This window comes from Polaribacter sp. Hel1_85 (genome assembly GCF_000766795.1).
Lineage (GTDB): Bacteria > Bacteroidota > Bacteroidia > Flavobacteriales > Flavobacteriaceae > Polaribacter.
This window is the reverse complement of record NZ_JPDS01000003.1, coordinates 261169-287006: the sequence shown is the minus strand read 5'-3', so window position 1 is coordinate 287006 and position 25838 is coordinate 261169. Positions and strand designations below refer to the sequence as shown.

Annotated in this window: 17 protein-coding genes and 2 pseudogenes; 14 read left to right on the top strand and 5 right to left on the bottom strand. The window is 30.9% G+C overall.

What is annotated here, in order from left to right; translation table 11 throughout:
- The first annotated feature begins 12 nt into the window (after window positions 1–12).
- From PHEL85_RS15025 to PHEL85_RS14990, 8 genes are all read left to right on the top strand, one after another.
- Complete coding sequence (locus tag PHEL85_RS15025; protein WP_036827061.1) at window positions 13–1428, top strand: RagB/SusD family nutrient uptake outer membrane protein; 1416 nt, start codon at window positions 13–15, stop codon at window positions 1426–1428.
- Between the two features lie 12 nt (window positions 1429–1440).
- Window positions 1441–2598, top strand: a complete 1158-nt coding sequence (locus tag PHEL85_RS15020; protein ID WP_036827057.1) for a DUF4465 domain-containing protein — start codon at window positions 1441–1443, stop codon at window positions 2596–2598.
- Window positions 2599–3112: 514 nt separating this feature from the next.
- Window positions 3113–4492 carry a TlpA family protein disulfide reductase gene (locus tag PHEL85_RS15015; RefSeq protein WP_036827054.1) on the top strand — a complete coding sequence of 460 codons (1380 nt, stop codon included), beginning with the start codon at window positions 3113–3115 and terminating at the stop codon, window positions 4490–4492.
- A 164-nt stretch (window positions 4493–4656) separates the two neighbouring features.
- The gene (locus PHEL85_RS15010; RefSeq protein ID WP_036827050.1) at window positions 4657–6030 is read left to right on the top strand and encodes a TlpA family protein disulfide reductase; all 1374 of its coding nucleotides are present in this window, start codon (window positions 4657–4659) and stop codon (window positions 6028–6030) included.
- A 48-nt stretch (window positions 6031–6078) separates the two neighbouring features.
- Window positions 6079–7461 carry a TlpA family protein disulfide reductase gene (locus tag PHEL85_RS17455; protein ID WP_052108604.1) on the top strand — a complete coding sequence of 461 codons (1383 nt, stop codon included), beginning with the start codon at window positions 6079–6081 and terminating at the stop codon, window positions 7459–7461.
- A gap of 208 nt (window positions 7462–7669) precedes the next feature.
- Window positions 7670–10474: a M16 family metallopeptidase gene (locus PHEL85_RS15000; protein ID WP_036827045.1), complete on the top strand. Its 2805-nt coding sequence runs from the start codon at window positions 7670–7672 to the stop codon at window positions 10472–10474.
- A 16-nt stretch (window positions 10475–10490) separates the two neighbouring features.
- Window positions 10491–12482, top strand: a complete 1992-nt coding sequence (locus PHEL85_RS14995; protein ID WP_036827924.1) for a protein-disulfide reductase DsbD family protein — start codon at window positions 10491–10493, stop codon at window positions 12480–12482.
- A 167-nt stretch (window positions 12483–12649) separates the two neighbouring features.
- On the top strand, window positions 12650–14188 hold the full coding sequence (locus tag PHEL85_RS14990; RefSeq protein WP_052108603.1) for an aminotransferase class V-fold PLP-dependent enzyme: 1539 nt from the start codon (window positions 12650–12652) through the stop codon (window positions 14186–14188).
- Window positions 14189–14379: 191 nt separating this feature from the next.
- Here the strand turns inward: PHEL85_RS14990 and PHEL85_RS18175 are convergent.
- Window positions 14380–14523 (bottom strand): annotated as a pseudogene (locus PHEL85_RS18175) (IS1595 family transposase); the annotation flags it as partial.
- A 154-nt stretch (window positions 14524–14677) separates the two neighbouring features.
- Here PHEL85_RS18175 and PHEL85_RS18170 point away from each other — a divergent pair.
- A pseudogene (locus PHEL85_RS18170) lies at window positions 14678–14758 on the top strand (tRNA (adenine-N(6)-)-methyltransferase); the annotation flags it as partial.
- On the opposite strand, the gene PHEL85_RS14985 reads toward PHEL85_RS18170, so the two are convergent.
- On the bottom strand, window positions 14759–16129 hold the full coding sequence (locus PHEL85_RS14985; RefSeq protein ID WP_036827042.1) for a saccharopine dehydrogenase family protein: 1371 nt from the start codon (window positions 16127–16129) through the stop codon (window positions 14759–14761).
- A gap of 71 nt (window positions 16130–16200) precedes the next feature.
- On the opposite strand from PHEL85_RS14985, the gene PHEL85_RS14980 reads away from it, so the two are divergent.
- The gene (locus PHEL85_RS14980) at window positions 16201–16584 is read left to right on the top strand and encodes a DUF423 domain-containing protein (RefSeq protein ID WP_036827039.1); all 384 of its coding nucleotides are present in this window, start codon (window positions 16201–16203) and stop codon (window positions 16582–16584) included.
- A gap of 90 nt (window positions 16585–16674) precedes the next feature.
- Entirely contained in the window at window positions 16675–18285 is a 1611-nt protein-coding gene (pckA, locus tag PHEL85_RS14975; protein WP_036827036.1) for a phosphoenolpyruvate carboxykinase (ATP), read from the top strand.
- 92 nt (window positions 18286–18377) lie between these two features.
- Here pckA and PHEL85_RS14970 read toward each other — a convergent pair whose 3' ends face one another.
- The 3 genes from PHEL85_RS14970 to PHEL85_RS14960 all read right to left on the bottom strand — a co-directional run bounded on the left by PHEL85_RS14970 (window position 18378) and on the right by PHEL85_RS14960 (window position 22735).
- Window positions 18378–20771, bottom strand: coding sequence for a sodium-translocating pyrophosphatase (locus PHEL85_RS14970; RefSeq protein WP_036827034.1), 2394 nt, complete (start codon window positions 20769–20771; stop codon window positions 18378–18380).
- Window positions 20772–21051: 280 nt separating this feature from the next.
- On the bottom strand, window positions 21052–21585 hold the full coding sequence (locus tag PHEL85_RS14965; RefSeq protein ID WP_036827031.1) for an inorganic diphosphatase: 534 nt from the start codon (window positions 21583–21585) through the stop codon (window positions 21052–21054).
- 172 nt (window positions 21586–21757) lie between these two features.
- Entirely contained in the window at window positions 21758–22735 is a 978-nt protein-coding gene (locus tag PHEL85_RS14960; RefSeq protein ID WP_036827028.1) for a pyruvate dehydrogenase complex E1 component subunit beta, read from the bottom strand.
- A gap of 345 nt (window positions 22736–23080) precedes the next feature.
- Between PHEL85_RS14960 and PHEL85_RS14955 the strand changes: the two genes are divergently transcribed.
- The 3 genes from PHEL85_RS14955 to PHEL85_RS14945 all read left to right on the top strand — a co-directional run bounded on the left by PHEL85_RS14955 (window position 23081) and on the right by PHEL85_RS14945 (window position 25834).
- On the top strand, window positions 23081–23827 hold the full coding sequence (locus PHEL85_RS14955; RefSeq protein WP_036827025.1) for an electron transfer flavoprotein subunit beta/FixA family protein: 747 nt from the start codon (window positions 23081–23083) through the stop codon (window positions 23825–23827).
- 97 nt (window positions 23828–23924) lie between these two features.
- Complete coding sequence (locus PHEL85_RS14950; protein WP_036827023.1) at window positions 23925–24881, top strand: electron transfer flavoprotein subunit alpha/FixB family protein; 957 nt, start codon at window positions 23925–23927, stop codon at window positions 24879–24881.
- 341 nt (window positions 24882–25222) lie between these two features.
- The gene (locus PHEL85_RS14945; protein ID WP_036827021.1) at window positions 25223–25834 is read left to right on the top strand and encodes a bifunctional nuclease family protein; all 612 of its coding nucleotides are present in this window, start codon (window positions 25223–25225) and stop codon (window positions 25832–25834) included.
- Window positions 25835–25838: the final 4 nt, after the last annotated feature.

Here is a 25838-nt window from a genome sequence, read left to right as displayed (position 1 = left end):
TGTTCGGATAATTTGGATGTAGAACCAAGTTATAAACTAAATGACATCAATGGAATTACTAATGAGATAAATGCACGATCAGCTGTTAGTGGAATTTATAGTACTATAATTAGTTCTAGCTTTGGGGGTAGTTACTTTTCAAAATTAACGGCTAGAGCTGGATTTACAGATTGGACTAGTTCAGAATTAACAAACCAATTTACGGCAAGCTCTGTTAGTTATGCTCCATGGCAATTTCCTTATGAAACTGTGAATGCATCTAATTTTGCTATAAGTGGGATTGAAAGACTAAATGATGATCAAATAGATGCAGAACTTAAAAAAGAATTACTTGGTGAAGCTAGGTTGCTAAGAGCGTGGGCTCATCTTCAAATTTTTCACAGTTTTGGACATTGGTGGACTAATGATGATAGTGACCCTGATGGTCTTTTGTTTCGTGATGAAGTAGTTACTTTAGCGAATATTACAAAGGCTAGATTAAATGTTGGTGATAGTTATTTAAAAATATATGAAGATCTTGATTATGCTATTGCTAATGCGCCAAGCTTTACTAGTAGTAGATATATGTGTAAAGAATATGCCAAAGTTGTAAAAGCAAAAACACTACTGTATAGAGCTGGTTTTAATGACGAAACAACAGGGCTAGATGAAGCGCTTACCTTGGTAAACGAAGTATTAAACACTAGTATACCTGGTTTTGCTATGCAAGGAGATTTAGCACAAGTGTATGAAGATTCATGGGACTCTCAAGAAAACTTATTTTCTGGTTATCTAGAAGAAAATAATAGAGCAGGGAATTGGGCTTCTTATTTTTATAAGTTTAGTTTGCCATTTTATGAGGGAAATAGAAATCCTCATACAACTACTGAAACTCTTGATGCAGGTTTACGAAGAGGGTATGATTGGTTTTCTGTCGATCCACGTTGGGATGTTGTTACAGGTACTGCATGGGGTAAAAGAACTAGAGAGACTTTTACCTTTACAAAGGTAGCAAGATTAGGAGATTATGGTGAAGATAATAATACTTCCTCAACACCTCATAAATACAACACTTACTACTTCAGGTATCCTCAGTTATATATTATGAAATCAGAATTACTAGCAAGAACTGGAGCTACTATTACAGCGGCAATAGCACCGATAAATACCATGCGAGGTATTAGAACAAATCCTATAATACCTAGTTTAAATCCTACAACGCAACAAGAATTGATGGAGTCTATCTTTAAAGAATATTTTATAGAAACGTTTATAGAAAATGAGAGTGCATACTTTGGTTCTACACGCTTTAGAGATGCTTCTGGTGCACGTTGGATAGAGAACTTAAGAGATGATGGACAATTAGAATTATTCCGTTTATGTTACCCTATTCCAATTAATGAAATTAATGCGAATTCTTTAATGCACCAAAACGATCAATACGAATAATTAATTTATACTATGATGAAATTTATACAAAAATATTTAAGAATTACAGCTGCCGTAATTGGTTTAGTATTGCTGAACTCTTGTGAGGAAAATTCTGTACTTAGAGTACCTTACCCAAATGATATTACGTTTAATGAACTAACCTTAGATAGGTTTACCTATCAGATTCCAACAGCTCCGTTTACTGCTGGTGATAATGAATCTGGAATTATTACTGTAAACGTAACAGGTTCTGGTGATAGTTATAGTGGGTTTGCACTCTCAAATAAAAATTTTCGATCTTTTCCTTGGAATTTGAGCCCAGATTTTGCTCCAGTTGGTGGGCTAACAGCTGCTGAAGAACAAGAAGAAATAAATACAACAGCTTTTAGTGTTTATACCGATGAACCAAATAAAACAGAAAATTATCTGGTTGGGAATACCACTGGAGATAATGCGTTTTTTACTTTAGAAACACCTGGTACGGTAGCACATGTACTTATTGCAAATACGTCTTACACGTATCTTTTAGCCGATTATGGATCTGTGTTTTCTGATGATTATGAGTCTGATACGCAATCTTATTTAATTGATGGAGGAAAGACAAAAAACACTAATATAGAAAATCCAGATACTGATCTTTATGGTAGGTTTTGGCTACCTGCACCAGGTGGTTATGAAGCCGTATGGTTAAGAGGTTATGAAACTTTAGAAAGACGTAAAGTAGCAGAACCAGCAGGAGAAGCGGCAGGATTAGCGGTAGTACCTGCAGCAGAAGCAGCAGGAGAAGTTGCAAGAACTGCGGCTCTTGCTGAAATACCAGCCTTGACGCCAGAAGAGGTGCAGGAAGCTTATGACGATGCTTATGATGATGTTTATTATGCTGCTTATGATGATGCCTATGATGCTGCTTTTGATAGCGTACATAAAGGTTATGTAAAATTGACAATAGAAGGATTTTTAAGCGGAAGTTCTACAGGAACGGTAGAGTGGTATTTAGCTGTAAACGAAGAGGTTGATGCTTTAAATCCTGAGTATGAGTATATTTTAAGTGATTGGCAAAAAGTAGATTTAACCTCTTTAGGAAGTGTAGATAAGGTATTATTTAATGTGTCTTCAGATTATGTTCACGCTGATGGAAGCATGGTATATGCTCCTATGTTTTGTTTGGATGGTATTAGACTTGAATAATAATTCTATATTATTTATAAATTAAATAAACAGGGAATTAATTTTCCCTGTTTTAAATAGCGAGCTAGTTATTTGGCTAAGCTTTTATTTAAAAAAGTTTTTTTGTAATTAAGGAATCATTTTTAATTAAAATTTTTTATATCTAAAAATTAATTGATTTTTCTATCTATTTTTTTGTGTCTTGGTAATAAGAGTATCAAAGATTATATGTTATTTTCTGAAATTATTTAAGATACCACAAAAAAGAAATTAGACTAGATAAAAGAAATGGTGACGGAAATAGAATCATATTAAAATTACAGATTTGGATTGGAGAAGTGGCTTTATTATTGGTTATTAAATCCAAAAGCAAACATTGTATCATATAATACACTAAGACCTTCTAGTTAGTGATTAATCAAAAACCTATCAATTAAGAATAGCATAAATTTAATTATAAGTTTACACATTATCAAGTGTTGAAAAATCTCACCATTGGTTTTTAGGTAGAATTTGTAATTTAGAAACAATAAAGATGAAAAAAATATTTTATGTATTAAGTATTGTATTAACAATATTATCCTGTAAAAAGGAGGCAACCAAAGATTATATTTTGTTTTCTGGAACGATTTTAGATGCGACAAAAAAAGAATTTAGACTTGTTAAAAGAGGTGGAGGCGGAAATAGAATTAATCTTAAAATAGCAGATGATGGTTCTTTTATTTCTGATACCATAATCAGTGGAACCGGACGTTATCTTTTTACCGATAGTAGAAATAGTGCGGAGCTCTATTTTACTGATGGAGGAGAGTATGATTTGACAGCTGTTTCAGAAAAATTTAGAAACACTGCAAAATTAACAGGTACTGATCCTGATGCTTCCAACTATTTAATGTCTAAAATAGGTAACATTATTAGAGCTAGAGGAGGTTATGCTGAATTTAACTCGTTAAACGAATCAGAATTTGTAGAGAAACAAAAAACACTTAATAAGAATTTTGTTAGTTATTTAGATAGTTTTTCAAATATTCCTAAAGAATTTGAAGAGCTAGAACGTGAAGAACTACATTATTACAACATGTTAACTTTACTTAATTATGAGAGTTTACATAGAAGGTACACTAAACAACCTGATTTTAAAGTTTCAGATGATTTTCTAAAGAAATTAGAAGGAATAGATTATGTAAAAGAAGATGTCTATAAACGTAGAGGTTCTTATACTAAGCTGGTTGCTGCACACTTTAAAGCGCAAGCTAAAGAATTTTCAAACAATAATAATATTGATAAATACTTGGCAAAACTGAAAGTATTTGGAGAAATCCCTAATGATTTTATAAAAAACAGCTTATTAGCGGCTGTACATAAGGATATAGTATATACAGATCGTTCAGAAGAATATTATAATACTTTTCTATCCGTTTCTACTTCAGAAACGAATAATGAAATTATCACAAAAAAATATAATTCCATAAAGAAACTTGTAAAAGGGCAACCTTCACCAATTTTTACTGATTATGTAAATCATTCAAGGGGAACCTCTTCTTTAATTGATTTTAAAGGGAAATATGTATACATTGATGTATGGGCAACTTGGTGTGGACCTTGTTTAGCAGAAGTACCATCACTTAAAAAGGTTGAAAAAAAGTATCATGGTAAAAACATAGAATTTGTAAGTATTTCTATTGATACAGAATCTAAGTTCGATGCTTGGAGAAAAATGGTAACGGATAAAAACTTAGGAGGTGTTCAGTTACTTGCAGATAAAGCTTGGGGAAGTGATTTTATTGGAGCTTATGAAATTAGTGGTATACCACGTTTTATTTTAATAGATCCAAAAGGTAATATAATCAGTGCAAATGCTCCTAGACCTTCAGACTCAAAATTAATTAAACTCTTTAATGAATTAAAAATTTAATTACTAAAGTGCTTAAAATTTTATTTTAGAAAACATTGATATATTTTTTATCTAAAAGATATTAATTAAGCAAAACAAAATAACTGAAACAGGAATCCTTAATACTCGTTTAAAAAACAAATAACAATCATTCATTTAACACCTAAATTAGGAAAATTAAACTCATGAAAAAAATATTATTTATAATAGGAATAGCTATACTTACCGTTTCTTGCAAGAAAGAAAATCCTGTAGATTATGCGCTGATCTCTGGTAAGTTCTTAAACAATAAAGATAAAAAAATAATTTTGTTAAGTTTTAATGATAGATCATTTAAAGATACAATACAAGTATCTAGTGATGGATCTTTTAAAGATACTATTAGAGGTAAAAAAGGATTGTATCAAATGATATATAATAAGATGCGAACCAATATTCATCTAGAAAAAGGTTATGATTTAACGCTTAATGCAGATTCAAAAGCATTAGATAGTACTGTCGCTATTAGTGGAAATGGAGCAGAAGAAAATAATTTCTTAAGAGCTAGAACTAAAAAAGCGAAAGAAATAGATGGTGCTGAAAAAATTTATACTTTGAAGCAAGACGTATTTAAAGATAAAATGAATACAAGCATTTCTTCTCTTACTGAACTATTAGGTAATACAAAAGGTATTTCAGAAAGTTTTAGAATAGCGCAGCAAAAAGATATAAAATACACCTATCTCAATAGGATGGCCAACTTTGAATCTAACCATGCTTATTATACAAAGAATAAAGATTTTAAAGTTCCTTCAGATTTCTTAAATGATTTAGAGAATATTGATTATGATAACGAAGAAGATTATATAAATTCCAGAGCCTATAAATCTTTAGTTAGTAATTATTATAAGAATAAAGCTGCTGAAATTAAAACCTCTGAAAATATTTCTGAAGACATTGCAGCTTTAAAAGCTTTTTCAACTGCTAAAACCCAAACCATTAAAAATGATTTATTAAGTTCAACTATAGCTAGTATAACTAGAACGGAACATCTTGATGAATATTACAACCTTTTTATGGCTGCTTCTACTGATAAAAAACAAAAAGAGACTATAGCAGAGTCTTACAGAAACTTAAAAAAGGTTCAAGCAGGAAATCCATCTCCTAAATTTGAAAACTACGTAAATTATGCAGGAGGAACTACTTCTTTAGATGATTTAAAAGGTAAATATGTATATATAGATGTTTGGGCAACTTGGTGTCGTCCTTGTATAGGTGAAATACCTGCTTTAAAAGAAATAGAAAAAAAATATCATGGTAAAAATATAGAATTTGTAAGTATTTCTGTAGATAGACAAAGTAGTTATGAAAAATGGAAAAAGATGGTTAAAGATAAAGAACTTGGAGGCGTACAATTGTTCGCAGACAACGATTTTAAATCTAAGTTTATGAAGGATTACGTTATTAATGGTATACCTAAATTTATTTTATTAGATCCAAAAGGTAACATTGTAAACGCAAATGCTCCGCGACCTTCTGATAGTAAATTAATAACGTTATTTAATGAACTAGGTATTTAAACAAAAAAGAATGTTTTTAGTAGAGTTTTTAATTTTGAAAAAATAAAAATGAAAAAAATAATTTATGTATTAAGTTTTGTGATAACAATAATCTCTTGTAAAGAGGAAGCTCCCAAAGATTATATTTTGTTATCTGGAACCATTTCAGATGCCCCATCGAAAAAATTTAAACTATCTCATCAAGATGCTAGAGGTAGGTATACTGTTGAAACGGCAGAAGATGGTTCGTTTATTTGCGATACCATATTTTCTGGAACAGGTACTTACAGGTTTAGTGGTAAAGGAATGAATAGAATTAATATTTACTTGACCAATGGAGGAGAATATACCCTCACAGCCAATGGTAAAGATATGAGAAAGACCTCTGTATTAACCGGGCCAGATTCTAATGCTACTAAATATTTACTTACTACCAATATTCGAAGAGACAGTTTAAGAGGAGATTATAAATCATATAGTTTGTTAAATGAGTCAGATTTTAGTGCTAAAGCTTTAATGATTAAAGAAAATCTTTTAAAGTATTTGGATAGTTTTCCAGATCTTCCCAAAGATTTTGCTCAGTTTGAGCGTCAGGAATTGATTAATTATTATCTTTTATCTATAATTAAATACCAATCTACACACGGACATTTTATTGAGCAACCCTATTTTAGAGTTTCACCAGATTTTTTTAAACCAATAGAAGGATTGGATTACGTTAATGAAGAAGCTTATAAACATAGGGGTTATTATAAAGATTTGGTTGAACAATATTTTGAATTGAAAGCACGTCAATTAGCAGACAAAGATGGTCTTGATGAATACTTAGTGAAATTGAAAGTATTTGGAGACATCCCTAATGAACATATTAAAAATGATTTATTAAGTTCATCAGCAAAATATGACATCGCTTATACAGATAATATTGATACGTATTATAAGACCTTTATTGCTGTTTCTACTTCAGAAAAAAACAACAAAGTTTTTACCGAAAAGTATAAAATATTAAAGACACTATCAAAAGGTCAACCTTCTCCCGTTTTTACAGATTATATTAATAATGCAGGAAGTACAAGTTCTTTAAGCGATTTTAGAGGAAAATATGTATATATTGATGTGTGGGCAACTTGGTGCGGACCATGTTTAGGACAGGTACCTTTCCTTGAAAAAGTTGAAAAGAAATATCATGATAAGAATATAGAATTTATAAGTATTTCTATAGATACACAAGATAAACGAGAGGCTTGGAGTAAAATGATAACAGATAAAGAATTAGGTGGCGTTCAATTACTTGTAGATAAGGATTGGAGTTCGGACTTTATTACAGCTTATAAAATTAACAGTATACCACGTTTTATCTTATTAGATCCAAATGGGGATATTGTATCATGGAATGCTCCATGGCCTTCTAAAAGTGAATTAATCACTTTGTTTGATGAACTTCAGATTTAATATTCTTTATAGTAGGAATAAACAATATTACTTGTGCCTCTTTCTTTGTTTTTTAATACAACTTATTTGAATTAGTTAAAAATAAAATTCTGAATGGAGCCCAAAAAGGGTTATTTATATAAGTAGCCCTTTTTAATACTATTTCTAATGGATGTTAAGGTGTTTTCCTAACATTTTTACAATAATTTTTTAAACTATATATAAATATATGAAACATTTTATTTTATTATTACTTGTGTTGTCGTCTAGTTTTTCTGCTAGTTGTCAATCTTTAAACTTAAATATGCCTTTAACTGAAGATGTTAGCATTAAAAAAGGCATATTACCTAATGGAATGACCTATTATATAAAAAATACTGATGTAGTAAAAGGTGCTGCAAGTTATTATATTATTCAAAACGTAGGGTCTATTTTAGAAGATGATAACCAGCAAGGTTTGGCTCATTTTTTAGAGCACATGGCATTTAATGGTACTAAAAATTTCCCAGGAAAAAGCCTTTTAAATACTTTGCAAGAGCATGGAGCTGTTTTCGGAAAAGACATAAATGCTTATACTTCATTCGATGAAACAGTTTATAATTTAAGTAATATTCCTACTAAAGATGGTTTGGTAGATACCTGTTTAACAATATTAAATGATTGGTCTAATTATTTATTATTAACAGAAGAAGAAATTGATGCTGAGCGTGGAGTTATAAAAGAAGAATGGCGAACTCGACAAAGTGGGAGTATGCGGTTATTCAAAACCTCAATGCCTACTGTATATAATCATTCAAAATACGTGAATAGATTGCCTATTGGTTTAATGTCTGTTGTAGAAAATTTTGATTATAAGGCACTTCGTGATTTTTATCATGATTGGTATAGAACTGATTTACAGGCTATCGCTATTATAGGAGATATAAATGTACAAGATACTGAACAAAAAATCATTAAAAAATTCTCAAAAATTCCAGCAGTTAAAAATCCTAGAGAACGTTTTATTGTTGATATTCCGGGGAATGATGAGATGCTGTACAGTTTAAGTATGGATCCAGAAATTTCTACAGCAAGTATTAGCTTTGGTATTCGTCATAAAAAACAAACAGAAGGTATAAATACAGTAGGTTATTTAAAACGGTCTTTATTAGAGTCTATGGCAACTAGTATGGTAAATTCCAGAATTTCTGAACAACAGCAAAAACCACAAACCGCTTTTTTAAGTGCTAGAGTAAGTTATCGTGGTATGACAAGAACTACAAATAGTTTAGGTTTAAGAATAAGCCCTAAACCAAACCTACAAAAGGAGGCATTTACAGAAGGACTAACAGAGGTTGTAAGAGCTGTAAAGTTTGGTTTTACTCAATCTGAAATGGATAGAAAAATTGTCCAGTTAAAAAGCTCATATGAAAATAGAATTGCTAAAAAAGCTGCTATAGGGCATAGAACAATTATTAGAGACATTCAAAATAATTTTTTAGAAAATAAGAGTATATCGGATTTAGAAAAAAAATATGAAGCTGTAAAACAAATATTTAATGGTCTAACTAAAGAAGAACTCCATGAAACTATGAAACGATTGTATTCTAAAAACAACAGAACTTTAAGCATTACAGGTGTTGCATCACAAGAAAATTTAACAGAGGACGATGCAAAACAAATTATTACATCGGTAGAGAACAATTCTGAAATTCAACCTTATAGCGAATCAATAGGAGGAGAAACATTAATATCGGGTTTAAATATTGAAGCAGGAAGTATTGAAACAACAACTTTAAATAAAGAAACAGGAGCTACTACCTACCTCTTAAATAATGGTATTAAAGTACACTATAAGTTTGTAGATAAAGAAAAAGATAAAATATCTTTAAGTGCCATGAGCTATGGAGGAACATCATTACTAAGTGATGAGGACTTACCTTCTGCTAGTTTGGTTGGAAACTTAATTAGAACGTCTGGATTAGGAGATTTTAATGCTATTGATTTAAAGAAGGTTTTAGCTGGAAAAACAGCTAATGTAAATATTAGTTTAGGGAGTATTACTGAAGGGCTTTCTGGATCGTCAAATACAAAAGATGTAGAAACGATGTTACAAATGGTTCATATGTATTTTGTAAAACCACGTTTCGACGAACAAGCTTTTAAAGTTCTTGAAAATAATATTGATAATTATATTATTAGAAGAACTAACAATATTGGAGAAAAAATGAGGGATAGTTTAACGGTAACTCTTTATGGTAAAAACAATCCTAAAGAGCGCATCTTTAATCAAGATTTTGCAAGTGATATTTCGTTTGAAAAAATTAAAACCATTTACAAAGACCGTTTTACAGATGCATCAGACTTTGAGTTTTTTATTGTAGGAGATGTTAAAGAAAATCAATTAAAACCTCTTTTAGAAACTTATGTAGCTAGTTTAACTACTAAAAATACGAATGAAACATTTATAGATAATACATCAGAACGCGTTTCAAATAAAATAAATAAGGAAATCTATTTAGAGATGGAGGATCCCAAGGCAACTATTAATATTGCCTACAGCAAAGAGATGTTATATACAAAAGGGAATGTTATTTATACGAATACTTTAGGTGATATTCTTCAATTAAGAGTAACCGAAACGGTAAGAGAAGCTGAAGGTGGAGCTTATAGTCCAAGGGCAAATGCTCGTTTTACTAGAGAACCAAAATCAAAAGTTACGGTGTCTTTTAGATTTGATTGCAACCCAGATATGGCGGATAAACTAGTTGATGTTGTGAATGCAGAACTACAAAAAATAGCCAATGGAGATATTAAAGAAGAAGATATAAATAAAACAAGAACAAACTTTATAAAAGAACGAATACAAGCAAAAGATAAAAACAGGTATGACATGCAAGTACTTAAGGCATATTTTCGATACAATGAAAATATGAACGATCCTAAAAACTTTGAAGACATTGTAAAAAAAATGACAAAAGAGGATATCCAGAGAATTGCGAAACATGTGCTTAAAGGAGGGAAATCTTACGAAGTTGTATTTAAACCAAAATAATAAATTAACAAAAACAATGAAAAAAATAATTTTATTACTTGCCTTATTTATCTATTCTCTAGGGTATTCACAAATTCATGATCCAGTATCTTGGTCTACCTCTGTTGAAAAGATTTCAAAGACGGACTACAATTTGGTAATTACTTCTTCAATTGAAGAGAATTGGCATTTATACTCTCAGAAAGTACCAGAAGGAGGTCCAATAGCAACTACTTTTTCTTTTACGAAATCATCTGATTTTGAGTTAGTAGGAAATACTTTAGAAGAAGAGGGGCATATTGTTGATGATCCAACTTTTGGAATGAAAATTAAATATTTCGCAAATAAAGCAACGTTTAAACAACGGATAAAAGTACGCAACAAAAATTTAATGAACATTGAAGGTAAAGTAGAATTTATGGTTTGTAATGATGCTAACTGTTTGCCACCAACCATTGTTGATTTAGAGTTTTCAATTAAAGGAAAATTAAACGGAGCAAGTTCAACAATAGCTAAAAATAATATTAAAGTAACTGAGAAGAAAACTAAAGTAACGAAAAATGAAACATCAAAATCATCAGATAAAAGTTTGTTAACTATTTTTATCATTGCTTTTTTCTCTGGTTTTGCAGCATTGTTAACACCATGTGTGTTTCCAATGATTCCTATGACGGTAAGTTTTTTTACCAAGCAAAGTAAAAGTAAAGCTGCAGGTATTAAAAATGCGGTAATTTATGGAGCATCTATCGTTATTATATATGTGCTACTAGGGATTCTTGTCAGTGCTGTTTTTGGTGCAGATGCCTTAAATGCCTTATCCACAAATGTGTGGTTTAATATTATTTTCTTCATATTATTAATCGTTTTTGCAGTATCCTTTTTAGGCGCTTTCGAGATAGTATTGCCAAGTAGTTGGGGAACAAAAGTAGATGCACAAGCTGATCGAGGAGGAGTAATAGGGATCTTTTTTATGGCACTTGCCTTAGCCATTGTTTCTTTTTCTTGTACAGGGCCAATTGTAGGTACTTTATTAGTGGAAGCAGCTGCAGGAGGTAGTCAAGTAGGACCTATTGTAGGAATGTTAGGTTTTTCATTAGCCTTAGCAATTCCGTTTGCATTGTTTGCAGCTTTTCCTGGTTGGTTAAATTCGTTGCCAAAATCTGGTGGTTGGTTAAATACCGTTAAAGTTGTTTTAGGATTCTTAGAATTGGCATTGGCATTTAAATTTTTATCAAATGCAGATTTAGTATTGCAATTGCATTGGTTAGAACGTGAAGTGTTTTTAGCGATTTGGATTGCTATTTTTGGAGTATTAGCTTTCTATTTATTTGGAAAAATACAATTATCACACGATTCTCCTTTATCACATATTTCTGTAGGAAGACTTAGTTTAGGGATTCTTTCCTTAACATTTACCATCTACATAATCCCTGGATTATGGGGTGCACCATTGAATTTGATTAGCGCATTTCCACCATCACAAAGTTATAGTGAATCACCTTATGGAGTTGGATTTTCTAGAACAGGAGGGACACAAGGTAATGAGCATCATTCAGGAATACCCGATGGCGCACATTTAATGGCTCCGCATGATATTATGGCTTTTAATGATTATGATAAAGGATTGACGTATGCAAAAAAAATAGGAAAACCAGTACTGTTAGATTTCACAGGATATGCGTGTGTAAATTGCCGTAAAATGGAACAAAATGTTTGGCCAAAAGATAAAATACTTTCAATTTTAAAAAATGAAGTGGTACTGATTTCTTTATATGTAGATGATAAGAGACCTTTGCCAGAAGGAGAAGAAATAGCATCAAAATTAAGGCCAGGGAAAAAGTTAAAATATATTGGTCAGAAATGGAGTGAATTTCAAACGATTAAATACCGAGCCAATGCACAACCTTTTTATGTTTTAATGGATCATAAAGAAGAGAACTTAATAGATCCAACTGCTTACACACCAGATGTTGAAGAATATAATAAATGGTTAGTAGATGGGGTTTTAAATTTCAAAAAAAACTTATAAGATTAGGAATTCCTCGTTTTATTTTACTAGACTTTAAAAGGGAACATTATTTCAGTGAATGCCCCAAGGCCTTCTTCAAAAGAGTTAAAAGTGTTATTTGAAGGTTTAAAAATATAATTTTTTTATTCTCTATAGCTTACATTAAAAAATAAATACAATTAATTTAAATGAGTTTTTTATCTAATATTTTTTCAAAAGAAAAACCTGTTCAGGATATAGCACTTTCTAAAAGTACACCTTCTGAGTTAGAGATTTATTTTCAACAATTTAAAAAACATATTGTAGGTAATCATCAAATGTTTCTTTCTCCTTCTGGTGAAAAAGAAATTATTTATACAGATTGGACTGCAAGTGGACGATTATACAGACCTATTGAAGAGAAAATGCTAAATCAATTTGGTCCTTTTGTTGCCAATACACATACAGAAACTTCTATTACTGGTTCAGCAATGACATTGGCGTATCATAAGTCTAGAAATATCATCAAAAAGCATGTAAATGCAAATGAAGATAATATTCTAATTACCGATGGTACAGGGATGACAGGTGTTATTAATAAGTTTCAGCGTATTTTAGGATTAAAAGTTTCTGAAAATCTTAAAGAGCATACAAATGTTCCTGATGAGTTAAAACCGATTGTTTTTATTACACATATGGAGCATCATTCTAATCAAACATCTTGGTTAGAAACGATTGCAGATGTTGAAATAATTCCGTGTGAAGAAACAGGTTTAATTTGTTTTGACAGTTTTGAAAAAATATTAGAAAAGTACAAAGATAGACCGATTAAAATTGCTTCTATAACCGCCTGTTCAAATGTAACAGGAATAAGAACAGAGTATCATAAGATTGCAAATATTATTCATCAACATAATGGGCTTTGTTTTGTAGATTTTGCTTGTTCTGCCCCATATGTAGAAATAGATATGCATTCAAGTGAAGAAAATTCATATTTAGATGCTATTTTCTTTTCACCACATAAATTTTTGGGAGGTCCAGGTACTTCAGGAGTGTTAGTTTTTAATAAAAAATTGTATAAAAATATTGTGCCTGATAACCCAGGAGGAGGAACGGTTAGTTATACAAATCCATGGGGAGATCATGATTATATTGATGATATTGAAAGCAGAGAGGATGGAGGTACGCCAGGATTTTTACAGACCATTAAAATAGCACTCGCTATTCAGCTTAAAGAAAAAATGGGTGTTGAAAAGATGCTAAAAAGAGAGCATGAGATTAATGAAATAGTTTTTGATAAATTATCGAAAATTCCAAGCCTTAAAATATTAGCAGCACAACATAGAGACCGATTAGGTATATTTTCATTTTATATTGAAAATGTTCATTTCAACTTAATCGTAAAATTATTAAACGATCGTTTTGGTATTCAAACACGAGGAGGTTGCTCATGTGCAGGTACGTATGGCCACTTTTTATTGAATGTAAATCAACAAGTCTCAAAAAGTATTGAAAAGCAAATATCAGAAGGCTGTATGGTTGAACGTCCAGGATGGATTAGAATGTCTATTCACCCAACAATAACTAATGCAGAGGTACTTTTTGTATGTGAAAGCATCAAACAAACTGTTAAAAATGTTACTGAATGGGGAAAAGAATATGAATACGATGTATTAAAAAATGAATTTATTCACAAAACAATAAAACCAGTTGAAATTGATATCGTAAATAATTGGTTTTTAGAGTAATTGGTTTTTTATTCAATAACTAGCGTATCAATATTTTTTTAATTGATTTTTAGTTTTTTTTTAGAAATATTCAGATAGACAGATGTTTCAAAGATAATAGACCGTATATTCATAATTCTTTAATATTAGCAATTAAAGCCTATCAAATATTTCTTCTTAATTTTATGATAATTATCTGTGAAATTTCGTTATGCATTACTAATTGCTATATGTACCCGTTTTAGGGCTTCTTTAGTTGTTGCTTCGCTGGATTTTTTACCTATATGTAATTCAACACAACCTGAAATATTAATATAAAAGGTAATTTTTTTTGTAAAAACAATGGTTTTCTCATTATTTATTTCCTATTCAAAGGTTATATCTGTCCCTTGAGTATTATGATTTTATAGTGTTTTAATTTTAAAATAGAAACATTATCTCTCTGCTTTTTTTGTTGCTAGATACTAGGGAACGGTGCTTTCTTTTGATCAAACAGAAATAAAAGAAGAAAGTTTAATTATAGAAATTGAACGTCATCAATACACAAAAGAATACATTGATTTGACAAAAGATTTTTATTTAAAAATGTAATTATCCAGTTATATGATTTGGATTGTATCCTAAATAAGGCACTTTTTTTTCTGAGAATTTTATTCCATATGCAGACAATTCCTTTAAAATAGGTTCATAGACTTCTTTGGTAATTGGCCTCTTTACTCCTGGAGTTTTAATTTCTCCTTTTAAAATTTTTAAAGCTGCAATTCCAACAGGTAAACCTACTGTTTTTGCCATTGCTGTATAAGTTTGGTTTTCACCAATCACTACCAAACTACTTTCTATTTGACGTTTTTCTCCCTTAATTTCGTACCCAAAAAGATGTTGCATCACAATCATATCTTTATCATCTTCTTGTAAAGTCCAAGAGTCTTCTAATATTTTTTGTAGGATTTGTGCAGGAGTTGCATTTATCAATCCAATTTTTTTCTTCGGATTAAAAATATCAAGTTCAATTAACTTTTCCCACATTATATCATCTTGGTCTATTTTTAAATAGGAACGTAATTTTAATTCAACAGAATCAGAAGGAGAATAGGCTAAAAATAAGTTTACAAAATCTCTGTAACTCATATTTTCAGAATCTTCTATTGTGTATGAGTCATCTGTCATTCCTAATTGAACAAAAATGTTCCAAGCTCTTGAAAAACCAATTTTTCTAATAGTTCCTCTGTACATTGTAGGAATGTTTTCTAAACCATAAACACCTCTATATTTAAGTGAATCTCTATTTGCATAAGCTTCAAATTTTCCACTTCCATTAATATTTAAAAATTCTGTTCTTCTAAATAATTTATGATAAGGAATGTATTTATATGTGCCTTCTTGAATAAACATTGCAGCTCCTCCTTTTCCTGCCAAAACTACATTTCTTGGATTCCAAGTAAATTTATAATTCCACAAATTGTTATCACTTTCAGGAGCAACTAATCCACCAGTAAAAGATTCAAATAATAACATTTTGGCATCATTTTCTCTAATTCTATCAATCACTTGCATTGCACTCATATGGTCAATTCCTGGGTCTACACCAATCTCATTCATTAATATCAAACCTTTAGCTTTTGCAGCCTTATCTAACTCTTTCATTTCTTTAGAAATGTAAGAAGCTGTAACCATATTTTTGTTATAAGTGATACAATCTTTGGCAACTTCTATATGGAATCTAGCAGGTAGCATAGAAATTACAATATCTGCTTTCTTAATTAATTTTTGACGTTGTTCAGAATTGAAAACATCAAAAATTAAACTTTCTGCATTTTTATGATTATTAATAAGTTTGTCAGCATTTTTTGTAGAAATATCGCCTATTATTAGGTGTAGTTTTTCTTCATTTGATTTTTCAAGTAAATATTTGATTAGATATGAACTTGATTTTCCTGCTCCAATAATTAGAATGTTTTTCATCAATAATAACCTATTTTTGTAGTAATACGAAGATACTATTTTTGTTTAAAATTTAACAAAAACCACTAAAAATGTTTAAAAATATAATTATTGCTTGTTTTTTAGGATTGATTGCCATTGTTTTAGGAGCTTTTGGAGCGCATGCTTTAAAAGATGTTTTATCTACCACAGAATTATCTAGTTTTGAGGCTGGAGTTAGATATCAAATGTATCATGCAATTGTGTTATTATTTGTAAATATTTATGATGGATTTACGTCAAAACAAAAGAACTATATTACTTATGTTTTCTTTTTAGGAATTCTTCTCTTTTCTGGTTCTATTTATGTGATTCATTTAACATCTGTTTCTGCAAAATCTATTTGGTTTGTTACCCCATTAGGAGGACTAACTTTGATAATTGGTTGGTTTTTGATGATTATCATATTCTTAAAGAAATTACTTAAAAGCAAATAATTTACTAATTTTAATGTAATTATTAATGCTATATGAAAATAATGTGTAATTTTGCATGCAACTAATATATACATAACTAAAAATATTGATATGGTAGATACAAATACGAAATCGATTTCGTTAAATAGTCTAGGAATCAAAAATGCAACAGTTCGCTATCAATTAACTTCAGATGAGTTACATGATGAAACTGTTAAAAAAGGGCAAGGTGTTGTGTCTTCTTTAGGAGCAATTGCTGTGAATACAGGAGAGTTTACAGGACGCTCTCCAAAAGATCGTTTTATTGTAAAAGATAATGTTACCAAAGATGAAATTTGGTGGAGTGATATTAACATTCCCTTTGAGTCAGATACGTTTGATTCTTTATATACAAAGGTTGTTAATTATTTATCTGAAAAAGAAATTTTTGTTAGAGATAGTTATGCTTGTGCTGATGAAAATTACAAATTAAATATTAGAGTTGTAAATGAATATCCTTGGAGTAATATGTTTGCTTACAATATGTTCTTACGTCCAACTGCAAAAGAATTAGAAAATTTTTCTCCAGAATGGACTGTAATTAATGCTCCAGGTTTTATGGCAAATCCTAAAGTTGATGGAACACGCCAACATAATTTTGCAATTTTAAATTTCTCAAAAAAGATTGCTTTAATTGGTGGTACAGGTTATACAGGAGAAATTAAAAAAGGAATTTTCTCTGCATTAAATTTTATTCTACCAGTTTATAAAAATACATTGCCAATGCATTGTTCTGCAAACGTTGGTAAAGAAGGTGATACAGCTATTTTCTTTGGATTATCTGGAACAGGGAAAACGACTTTATCAACAGATCCTAATAGAAGTTTAATAGGTGATGATGAGCATGGTTGGACAGCAGAAAATACTGTTTTTAATTTTGAAGGTGGATGTTATGCAAAAGTTATTAATTTATCACAAGAACAAGAGCCAGAAATTTATGCAGCCATAAAAAAAGGAGCGATTCTAGAGAACGTCATTATGGATAAAAATGGAGTTGTCGATTTTGCAGATACTTCTATCACTCAAAATACAAGAGTAAGTTACCCTATAAATCATATAGATAATATACAAGTACCTTCTATAGGGAAAAATCCAAAAAATATATTCTTTTTAACTGCAGATGCATTTGGGGTTTTACCTCCAATTTCTAAGTTAACGCCGAGTCAAGCTGCTTATCACTTTATTTCTGGCTATACTGCAAAAGTAGCAGGTACAGAAGCAGGAGTTAAAGAGCCAACACCAAGTTTTTCAGCTTGTTTTGGAGCACCTTTTATGCCTTTGCATCCAACAAAATATGCAGAAATGTTAAGTGAAAAGATGAAAGAAGCTGGGGTTAATGTTTGGTTGGTAAATACAGGTTGGTCAGGTGGAAAATATGGAGTTGGTAGAAGAATGCCATTGAAATATACTAGAGCAATGATTACTGCAGTTTTAAATGGTAAATTAGGCGATTATACATACGAAGATTATCATATTCATTCTGTATTTGGAGTTGCACAACCTAGAAGTTGTCCAGGTGTACCTACAGAATTGTTAAGTCCTAGGTCTACTTGGAATGATGATGAAGCATATTATAAAACAGCATTCAAATTATCGAATGCATTTAGACATAATTTTAAGCAATTTGAAGAATTTGCAAACGAAGAAATCCGTAGGGGCGGACCACAACGTTATGCATTTTAGTAGTTTTTTGTTTTTTATTTATTTTTTAGATTTAAAAGTATAAGAAAAGCATCCAAATTTGGATGCTTTTTTAACTTATATGAATTGAACTTTTATTCTTTCTTTTGAACAAATACTTCAACTTTCTCTGTAATTTCTTTTTTGTCTTTTGTAACATTTACAGAAACTATCTTTCCAGATTCTTTAGCTTTTTGCTCAATTTCTGCAACAGTTCCTTCTATTTTTTGAACATCTTCAGTTACAACTCCATCAATTGTTTTGGTAGTCGTAATTGTAGCCATTGCTAGCTCACCAGAAGTTTGAGTGATTTCAACTTTTACTTCTTTTTTATTGTTATAATCAGTCATAACATTACTATTTACAGCAATACTTGGAGCAATTACTAACGCAACAACAGACATTAATTTTAAAAGAATATTTAAAGAAGGTCCAGAAGTATCTTTAAAAGGATCTCCAACAGTATCACCTACAACAGCAGCTTTATGTTCTTCAGTTCCTTTTCTACCTTGTTCTTCAATAGTTTTCTTAGCATTATCCCAAGCTCCACCAGCGTTAGATTGAAAGATTGCCATTAAAACACCACAAGTTGTAACACCTGCTAAAACACCACCTAACATTTCTGCTCCACCAATAAAACCAACAGCAACAGGTACAGCAATAGCTAATAAACCCGGAAATACCATTTCTTTAATTGATGCTTTTGTAGAGATATCAACACACTTATCATATTCTGCAACACCATCTGCAGCATCAAAAATTGCTCTTTGTTCTTTCGTTGCTTTAGACATATCAGAATCTACAGCTCTCATTACTTCTAATGCAGCTTTTAATTTTGGAATATCTCTAAACTGTCTACGAACTTCTTCAATCATAGCCATTGCAGCTCTACCAACAGCATTCATAGATAATGCAGAAAATACAAATGGTAACATACCACCAATTAATAAACCAGCCATAATTTTCGGTTGAGATACATCAATAGCAGTAACACCAGCAGTTTTCATAAATGCAGCAAATAAAGCCAATGCAGTTAATGCTGCAGAAGCAATAGCAAATCCTTTACCAACAGCTGCAGTTGTATTACCAACAGCATCTAATTTATCTGTACGTTCTCTAACTTCACTTGGTAATTCTGCCATTTCAGCAATACCACCAGCATTATCACAAATTGGTCCATAAGCATCAACTGCTAATTGGATTCCTGTATTTGCTAACATACCAACAGCTGCAATTGCAATACCATATAAACCTGCAAAATGATGAGATACAATAATTGCTGCTGCAATTAAAATAATTGGAATTGCAGTAGACATCATACCAACACCTAAACCAGCAATAATATTTGTAGCAGCTCCAGTTTTAGATTGTTCTACAATAGACATTACAGGTTTTTTTCCTGTAGCAGTATAATATTCAGTTATTTTACCAACAGCTAAACCAGCGATTAAACCAGCAATAACAGCTAAAAATGCACCTGTTGATGTATATTCTATTCCACTAAATGTAAATGTTTCTGGCAGCATTGCATTAATAATAAAGTATGATGCAACTACCATTAAACCAGCAGAACCAAATTCTCCAATATTCAATGCCGTTTGTGGGTTTCCACCATCCTTTACTTTAACGAAAAATGTACCTAAAATAGACATTAAAATCCCTATAGCTCCAAGTACTAGAGGTAAATATACAGCTCCTAAACCATCAAATTCTGGTGTTATAATAAAAGCTCCTAAAACCATTGTACCTATAATTGAACCAACATAAGATTCAAATAAATCAGCTCCCATACCAGCAACATCACCAACATTGTCACCAACATTATCTGCAATAGTTGCAGGGTTTAAAGGGTGATCTTCTGGAATTCCAGCTTCTACTTTACCTACTAAATCTGCACCTACATCTGCTGCTTTTGTATAAATACCACCACCAACTCTTGCAAATAATGCAATTGATGAAGCACCTAAAGAAAAACCAGAAAGTACATTTAATACTAAAGTTAAGTTTTCTGCTCCTGGCCACATAGTTTGATAAGCTATAAATAAGGTGCTAAGCCCTAAAATACCTAGTCCAACAACACCTAATCCCATTACTGCACCTCCTGCAAAAGCTACTTCTAAAGCTCTTCCTAATGATGTTTTTGCTGCTTGTGTTGTTCTAACGTTAGCTTTTGTTGCAACTTTCATACCGATGAACCCTGCTAAAGCAGAACAGATTGCACCAATAACAAAAGATAAAGCTACCATACCACTAGATCCTGCTTCTGAAGAACCTTTAAAGAAAAGTAAGATTGCTACTGCTACCACAAAAATTGCTAAAACTTTGTATTCTGCTTTTAAAAATGACATTGCTCCTTCAGCAATGTTTTTTGCAATACGCGACATTTTTTCATCACCAACTTCTTGCTTAGAAACCCATCCGCTTTTTAGAAAAACGAAAATCAAAGCTAATACACCAAAAAGGGGTAAAAATTTTACTATTAATTCCATACTTGTTTAGTTATTTAATTTAAATTTTTTGACAAGCTAAAGTAATAAAATATATGTGACAAAAAAAGCCTATGTAAATTAAAGATAACACATTTTAGGGTGTTATTAATTATATTATTCATACTATGACTTATATCAGGTTTGTTTGTATATACAATTGAGTTTTGATATTGAAAATAAATTATTGATAGCTATAGTTTATATTAAAAAAATAAAAGGAGTATTATAAACAAAAAAAACATCTTAAATTAAGATGCTTTTTTACTTTTTGAGTGTTTAATTATATAGTAAACGTTCTTTTTTTCTTATGTTCACTTTCATCATAACGTTTTACACACTCATTATAAATTTTAACAGCAGCAGCAGCGTTACCCCAACCACCAGTATCAACTTTTTTCTTTTCTAGGTCTTTGTAAACTTGAAAGAAGTGTTCAATTTCTTTAAGTCTATGAGGGTTTAAATCGGCAATATCTTCTTTATTGCTCCATATAGGGTCAGATACTGGTACGCATATTACTTTTTCATCTGGTCCCTTTTCATCTGTCATATAAAAAACACCAATTGGTCTAACTTCCATAACAACCATTGGATACGTAGGTTGATGTCCTAAAACTAAAACATCTAAAGGATCTTGATCTAATGCTAATGTTTCAGGAATAAACCCGTAATCACCAGGATACATCATTGAAGAGAAAAGCATTCTATCGAATCTAATTTTATGAAGAGCAAAATCGTATTCATATTTATTTCTACTTCCTTTTGGTATTTCTATAAGTACATCAAATGTTACTTGTTTTTTTTGTTCTTTACTCATTGTCTTCTTTTTATATTGAATAGGGTGTAAAAATAATGAATATATAAGGTTTATCAACTGTTTTTAAAGTATAATTTACGCAATGGTTTTCGGATACTTGCTTTAAATTATAAGCATAAAAAAGCCTTTTTCTTAGAAAAAGGCTTGGTAATATTTTATTATTAGATGGTTATTAAACGTATAAAACTTCTTTTACAGCTTTTATCACATCATTTTTATTTGGAATCCATTTTTCAAAAAGAACTGGAGAATAAGGTGCAGGTGTATCTGCAGTTGTAATTCTCTTAATTGGAGCATCTAAATAATCAAATGCTTCATCTTGAATTCTATATGTTATTTCTGAAGATACACTTGCAAATGGCCATGCTTCTTCTAAAATAACTAACCTATTTGTTTTTTTAACTGATTCAATAATTGCAGCATGATCCATTGGACGAACTGTTCTTAAATCAATAATTTCAACAGAAATATCTTCCTTTGCTAATTCATCAGCAGCTTTATAGGCTTCTTTTATAATTTTTCCAAAAGAAACAATTGTTACATCTGTTCCAACTCTTTTAATGTCTGCAACTCCAATAGGAATAATATATTCTCCTTCTGGAATTTCCATTTTGTCACCATACATTTGCTCAGATTCCATAAAAATTACTGGATCATCATCTCTAATGGCAGCTTTTAATAAACCTTTTGCATCATAAGGATTAGAAGGTACAATAACTTTTAATCCAGGAGTATTTGCAAACCAGTTTTCAAATGCTTGAGAATGTGTTGCTCCTAATTGTCCTGCAGAAGCTGTTGGGCCTCTAAATACAATAGGACAATTAAATTGACCACCAGACATTTGTCTAATTTTTGCAGCATTATTTATTATCTGATCAATACCTACTAAAGAAAAGTTAAAGGTCATGTACTCTACAATAGGTCTATTACCATTCATTGCAGAACCAACTGCAACTCCTGCAAAACCAAGTTCAGCAATAGGTGTATCAATAACACGTTTTTCACCAAACTCATCTAACATACCTTTAGATGCTTTATATGCACCATTGTATTCCGCAACTTCTTCACCCATTAAATAAATGCTTTCATCTCTGCGCATTTCTTCACTCATTGCTTCGCAAATTGCTTCTCTGAATTGAACTGTTTTCATCTAGTATAATTGTTATTAGTAATTTTACAGGCAAAAGTAAGCATTTATGAGTAAAATAAATATACTTTTATCTCAAAAAACAAGAAGTTTAAAATTTGAACAGATTCTTAGTTTTTGATATAAAAGTTTCTTTTTTGTTATTTGAAATATTGATAGATAATCTACTTTTAAATTATATATTTATATGCTGGTTTAGACCATTTTAAATTTCTTTTATACTAATAGTATTACTACTTTAAATTCTTCATAAACTGTTAAATAAATAAAAAAATACTATGCATGCATAGTATTTTTAAAAAAAAACCGTAATTTCGTTGCCGATAAAAAAGTATAAAATAGAATTTTATGAAAATATTGGTTTGTATTAGTCACGTTCCTGATACCACATCAAAGATTAATTTTACAGAAAATGACACGAAATTTGACACGAATGGAGTTCAGTTTGTAATTAATCCTTTTGATGAATTTTGTTTAACTCGAGCAATGTGGTTTAAAGAAAAACAAGGAGCTTCTGTAACAGTTGTAAATGTTGGTGGTGCAGAAACAGAGCCTACTTTAAGAAAAGCTTTAGCAATCGGAGCAGATAATGCAATTCGTGTAAATGTAAATCCTACAGATGGTTTTCAAGTTGCAAAAGAATTAGCAGCAGTTGTTAAAGATGGAGGTTTTGATTTAGTCTTAGCAGGTAAAGAGTCTGCAGACTATAATGGTCAAATGGTTCCTGGAATGTTAGCCTCTTTAACAGATTTCAACTTTATAAATGGTTGTGTAGGTCTTGAAGTTGAAGGAACAAGTGTTTCTGCAACAAGAGAAATTGATGGTGGGAATGAAACTTTATCTTCAAGTTTACCTTTAGTTATAGGAGGTCAAAAAGGAGTAGTAGAAGAAAAAGATTTACGTATACCTAATATGCGTGGTATTATGATGGCTCGTAAAAAACCTTTACAAGTAGTAGAAGCTTCAGGAGGTGGTACATCAACAAGTATTCAATCTTTTGAAAAACCAGCGCCAAAAGGAGCAGTAAAATTAGTAGATGCAGACAATGTAGATGAGCTTATTAGCTTATTACATAACGAAGCAAAAGTGATTTAATTCTTACAAGAAAATTAAATCTTTCCGAACTTGATTCGGAATCTTATCAAATATTAATTAAGATCCTGAAACAAGTTCAGGATAAAAAATAAAAAATATGTCTGTTTTAGTTTTTGCCGATTCATCGGAAGGAAAATTTAAGAAATCTGCTTTTGAAGTAGTTTCATATGGAAAAAAAGTTGCAGAACAATTGGGTACTAATGTTGTTGCACTAACAATAAACGTAAGTGATTCATCAGAATTATATACTTATGGTGCAGAAAAAGTAGTTTCAGTTTCTAACGATTCTTTAACCACTTTTAATGCAAAACAGTATGCAGCAGTTGTTACAGAAGTAGCAAAAGCAGAAAGCGCAACGGTTGTAGTTGTAGACTCTAGCATAGATGGTTTGTATTTAGCCCCAATAGTAGCAGTGAGTTTAGAAGCTGGTTGTGCATCTAATGTAGTTGATGTACCTTCTAGTACCAGCCCATTTACATTAAAAAGAAAAGCATTTTCTAACAAAGCATTTTCAAATACTGTAATTTCAACTGATATTAAAGTTATTGGATTGGCTAAAAATTCTTACGGAATTCATGAAAATGCGGTTTCAGGAACTACAGAAAATTTTGATGCTGCAATTGTAGATTCAGGTGTAAAATCAGAAAAAGTAGAAAGAGCAACAGGAGTAGTTACTATAGCAGATGCAGATATTGTTGTTTCTGCTGGTAGAGGTTTAAAAGGACCAGAAAACTGGGGAATGGTAGAAGAATTAGCAGATGTTTTAGGAGCTGCAACTGCATGTTCTAAACCAGTATCAGATTTAGGTTGGCGTCCACATTCAGAGCACGTTGGTCAAACAGGTAAGCCAGTAGCTTCAAACTTATATATTGCTATCGGAATTTCTGGAGCAATTCAGCATTTAGCAGGTATTAACGCTTCTAAGGTAAAAGTTGTTATTAATACAGATCCAGAAGCACCTTTCTTTAAAGCTGCAGATTATGGTATTGTTGGTGATGCTTTCGAAGTTGTACCAAAATTAATAGAAAAGTTAAAAGCTTTTAAAGCTTCGTAATATTTTTTGGGCGTGCCCAAATTATTTGAAGTACACATAAATAAGAGCCTATCAGAAATTAATTTTTTTGATAGGTTTTTTAATACACATTATTTAAAGTCAAATAATTTCGTCAGGCTTTCAGCACTCGCTTTTTCTTTTCTTTCATTTCAATCATAAAAGAAAAGAGCTCAAACAAATGCTTCAATCCTTCACGCAAGCAAATCAAATAATATTCAGCATTTTTATAGAAATATAAGTTTTTAAGCTATTATTTTTATTAAATTGTGCCCTCTAAAAAGTTTATATAAAAGCAACTTCAAAAGCTAATACAAATTTTTTAATTTTATGTATATAGATTTATGAGTTTAATACAATTAACTATAAAAGGTATTTCTTACAGCCAAACTCAAAGTGGTGCTTATGCATTGGTATTGAGTGAAATGGAAGGAACAAGAACTTTGCCTATTATTATTGGAGCTTTCGAAGCACAATCTATTGCAATTGCGCTAGAAACAGAAATTAGACCTCCAAGACCACTCACACACGATTTATTTAAAACATTTTCAGACCGTTTTCTAATCACAGTAAAAGAAGTAATTATCCATAAATTAGTAGATGGTGTTTTCTTTTCTAGTTTAGTTTGTGAAAGAGAAGGAGTAGAAGAGGTAATAGATACAAGAACTTCAGATGCAATTGCAATTGCAGTTCGTTTTCAAGCGCCAATTTATACTTATGAAAATATTTTAGAAAAAGCTGGTGTTTTTCTTAAAATAGAGGAAGAGTTAGGAATTAAAGAACCAAAAGAATTAGAAGAAGACTCTTTAGACTTAGAAGAATTAGCTGTTAAAAAGGAAACCCCTTTTTCAGATATATCTTTAAAAGAACTTCACAATCAATTAAATGAAGCAGTTAATGATGAAAATTATGAGTTGGCTGCTAAAATTAGAGACGAAATAAGCAAACGCTCTTAATATT

Coding starts and splice junctions, on each gene's coding strand:
- PHEL85_RS15020 (WP_036827057.1), top strand. CDS start 1,441: ATGATGAAATTTATACAAAAATATTTAAGAATTACAGCTGCCGTAATT.
- PHEL85_RS15015 (WP_036827054.1), top strand. CDS start 3,113: ATGAAAAAAATATTTTATGTATTAAGTATTGTATTAACAATATTATCC.
- PHEL85_RS15010 (WP_036827050.1), top strand. CDS start 4,657: ATGAAAAAAATATTATTTATAATAGGAATAGCTATACTTACCGTTTCT.
- PHEL85_RS17455 (WP_052108604.1), top strand. CDS start 6,079: ATGAAAAAAATAATTTATGTATTAAGTTTTGTGATAACAATAATCTCT.
- PHEL85_RS15000 (WP_036827045.1), top strand. CDS start 7,670: ATGAAACATTTTATTTTATTATTACTTGTGTTGTCGTCTAGTTTTTCT.
- PHEL85_RS14995 (WP_036827924.1), top strand. CDS start 10,491: ATGAAAAAAATAATTTTATTACTTGCCTTATTTATCTATTCTCTAGGG.
- PHEL85_RS14990 (WP_052108603.1), top strand. CDS start 12,650: ATGAGTTTTTTATCTAATATTTTTTCAAAAGAAAAACCTGTTCAGGAT.
- PHEL85_RS14985 (WP_036827042.1), bottom strand. CDS start 16,129: ATGAAAAACATTCTAATTATTGGAGCAGGAAAATCAAGTTCATATCTA.
- PHEL85_RS14980 (WP_036827039.1), top strand. CDS start 16,201: ATGTTTAAAAATATAATTATTGCTTGTTTTTTAGGATTGATTGCCATT.
- pckA (WP_036827036.1), top strand. CDS start 16,675: ATGGTAGATACAAATACGAAATCGATTTCGTTAAATAGTCTAGGAATC.
- PHEL85_RS14970 (WP_036827034.1), bottom strand. CDS start 20,771: ATGGAATTAATAGTAAAATTTTTACCCCTTTTTGGTGTATTAGCTTTG.
- PHEL85_RS14965 (WP_036827031.1), bottom strand. CDS start 21,585: ATGAGTAAAGAACAAAAAAAACAAGTAACATTTGATGTACTTATAGAA.
- PHEL85_RS14960 (WP_036827028.1), bottom strand. CDS start 22,735: ATGAAAACAGTTCAATTCAGAGAAGCAATTTGCGAAGCAATGAGTGAA.
- PHEL85_RS14955 (WP_036827025.1), top strand. CDS start 23,081: ATGAAAATATTGGTTTGTATTAGTCACGTTCCTGATACCACATCAAAG.
- PHEL85_RS14950 (WP_036827023.1), top strand. CDS start 23,925: ATGTCTGTTTTAGTTTTTGCCGATTCATCGGAAGGAAAATTTAAGAAA.
- PHEL85_RS14945 (WP_036827021.1), top strand. CDS start 25,223: ATGAGTTTAATACAATTAACTATAAAAGGTATTTCTTACAGCCAAACT.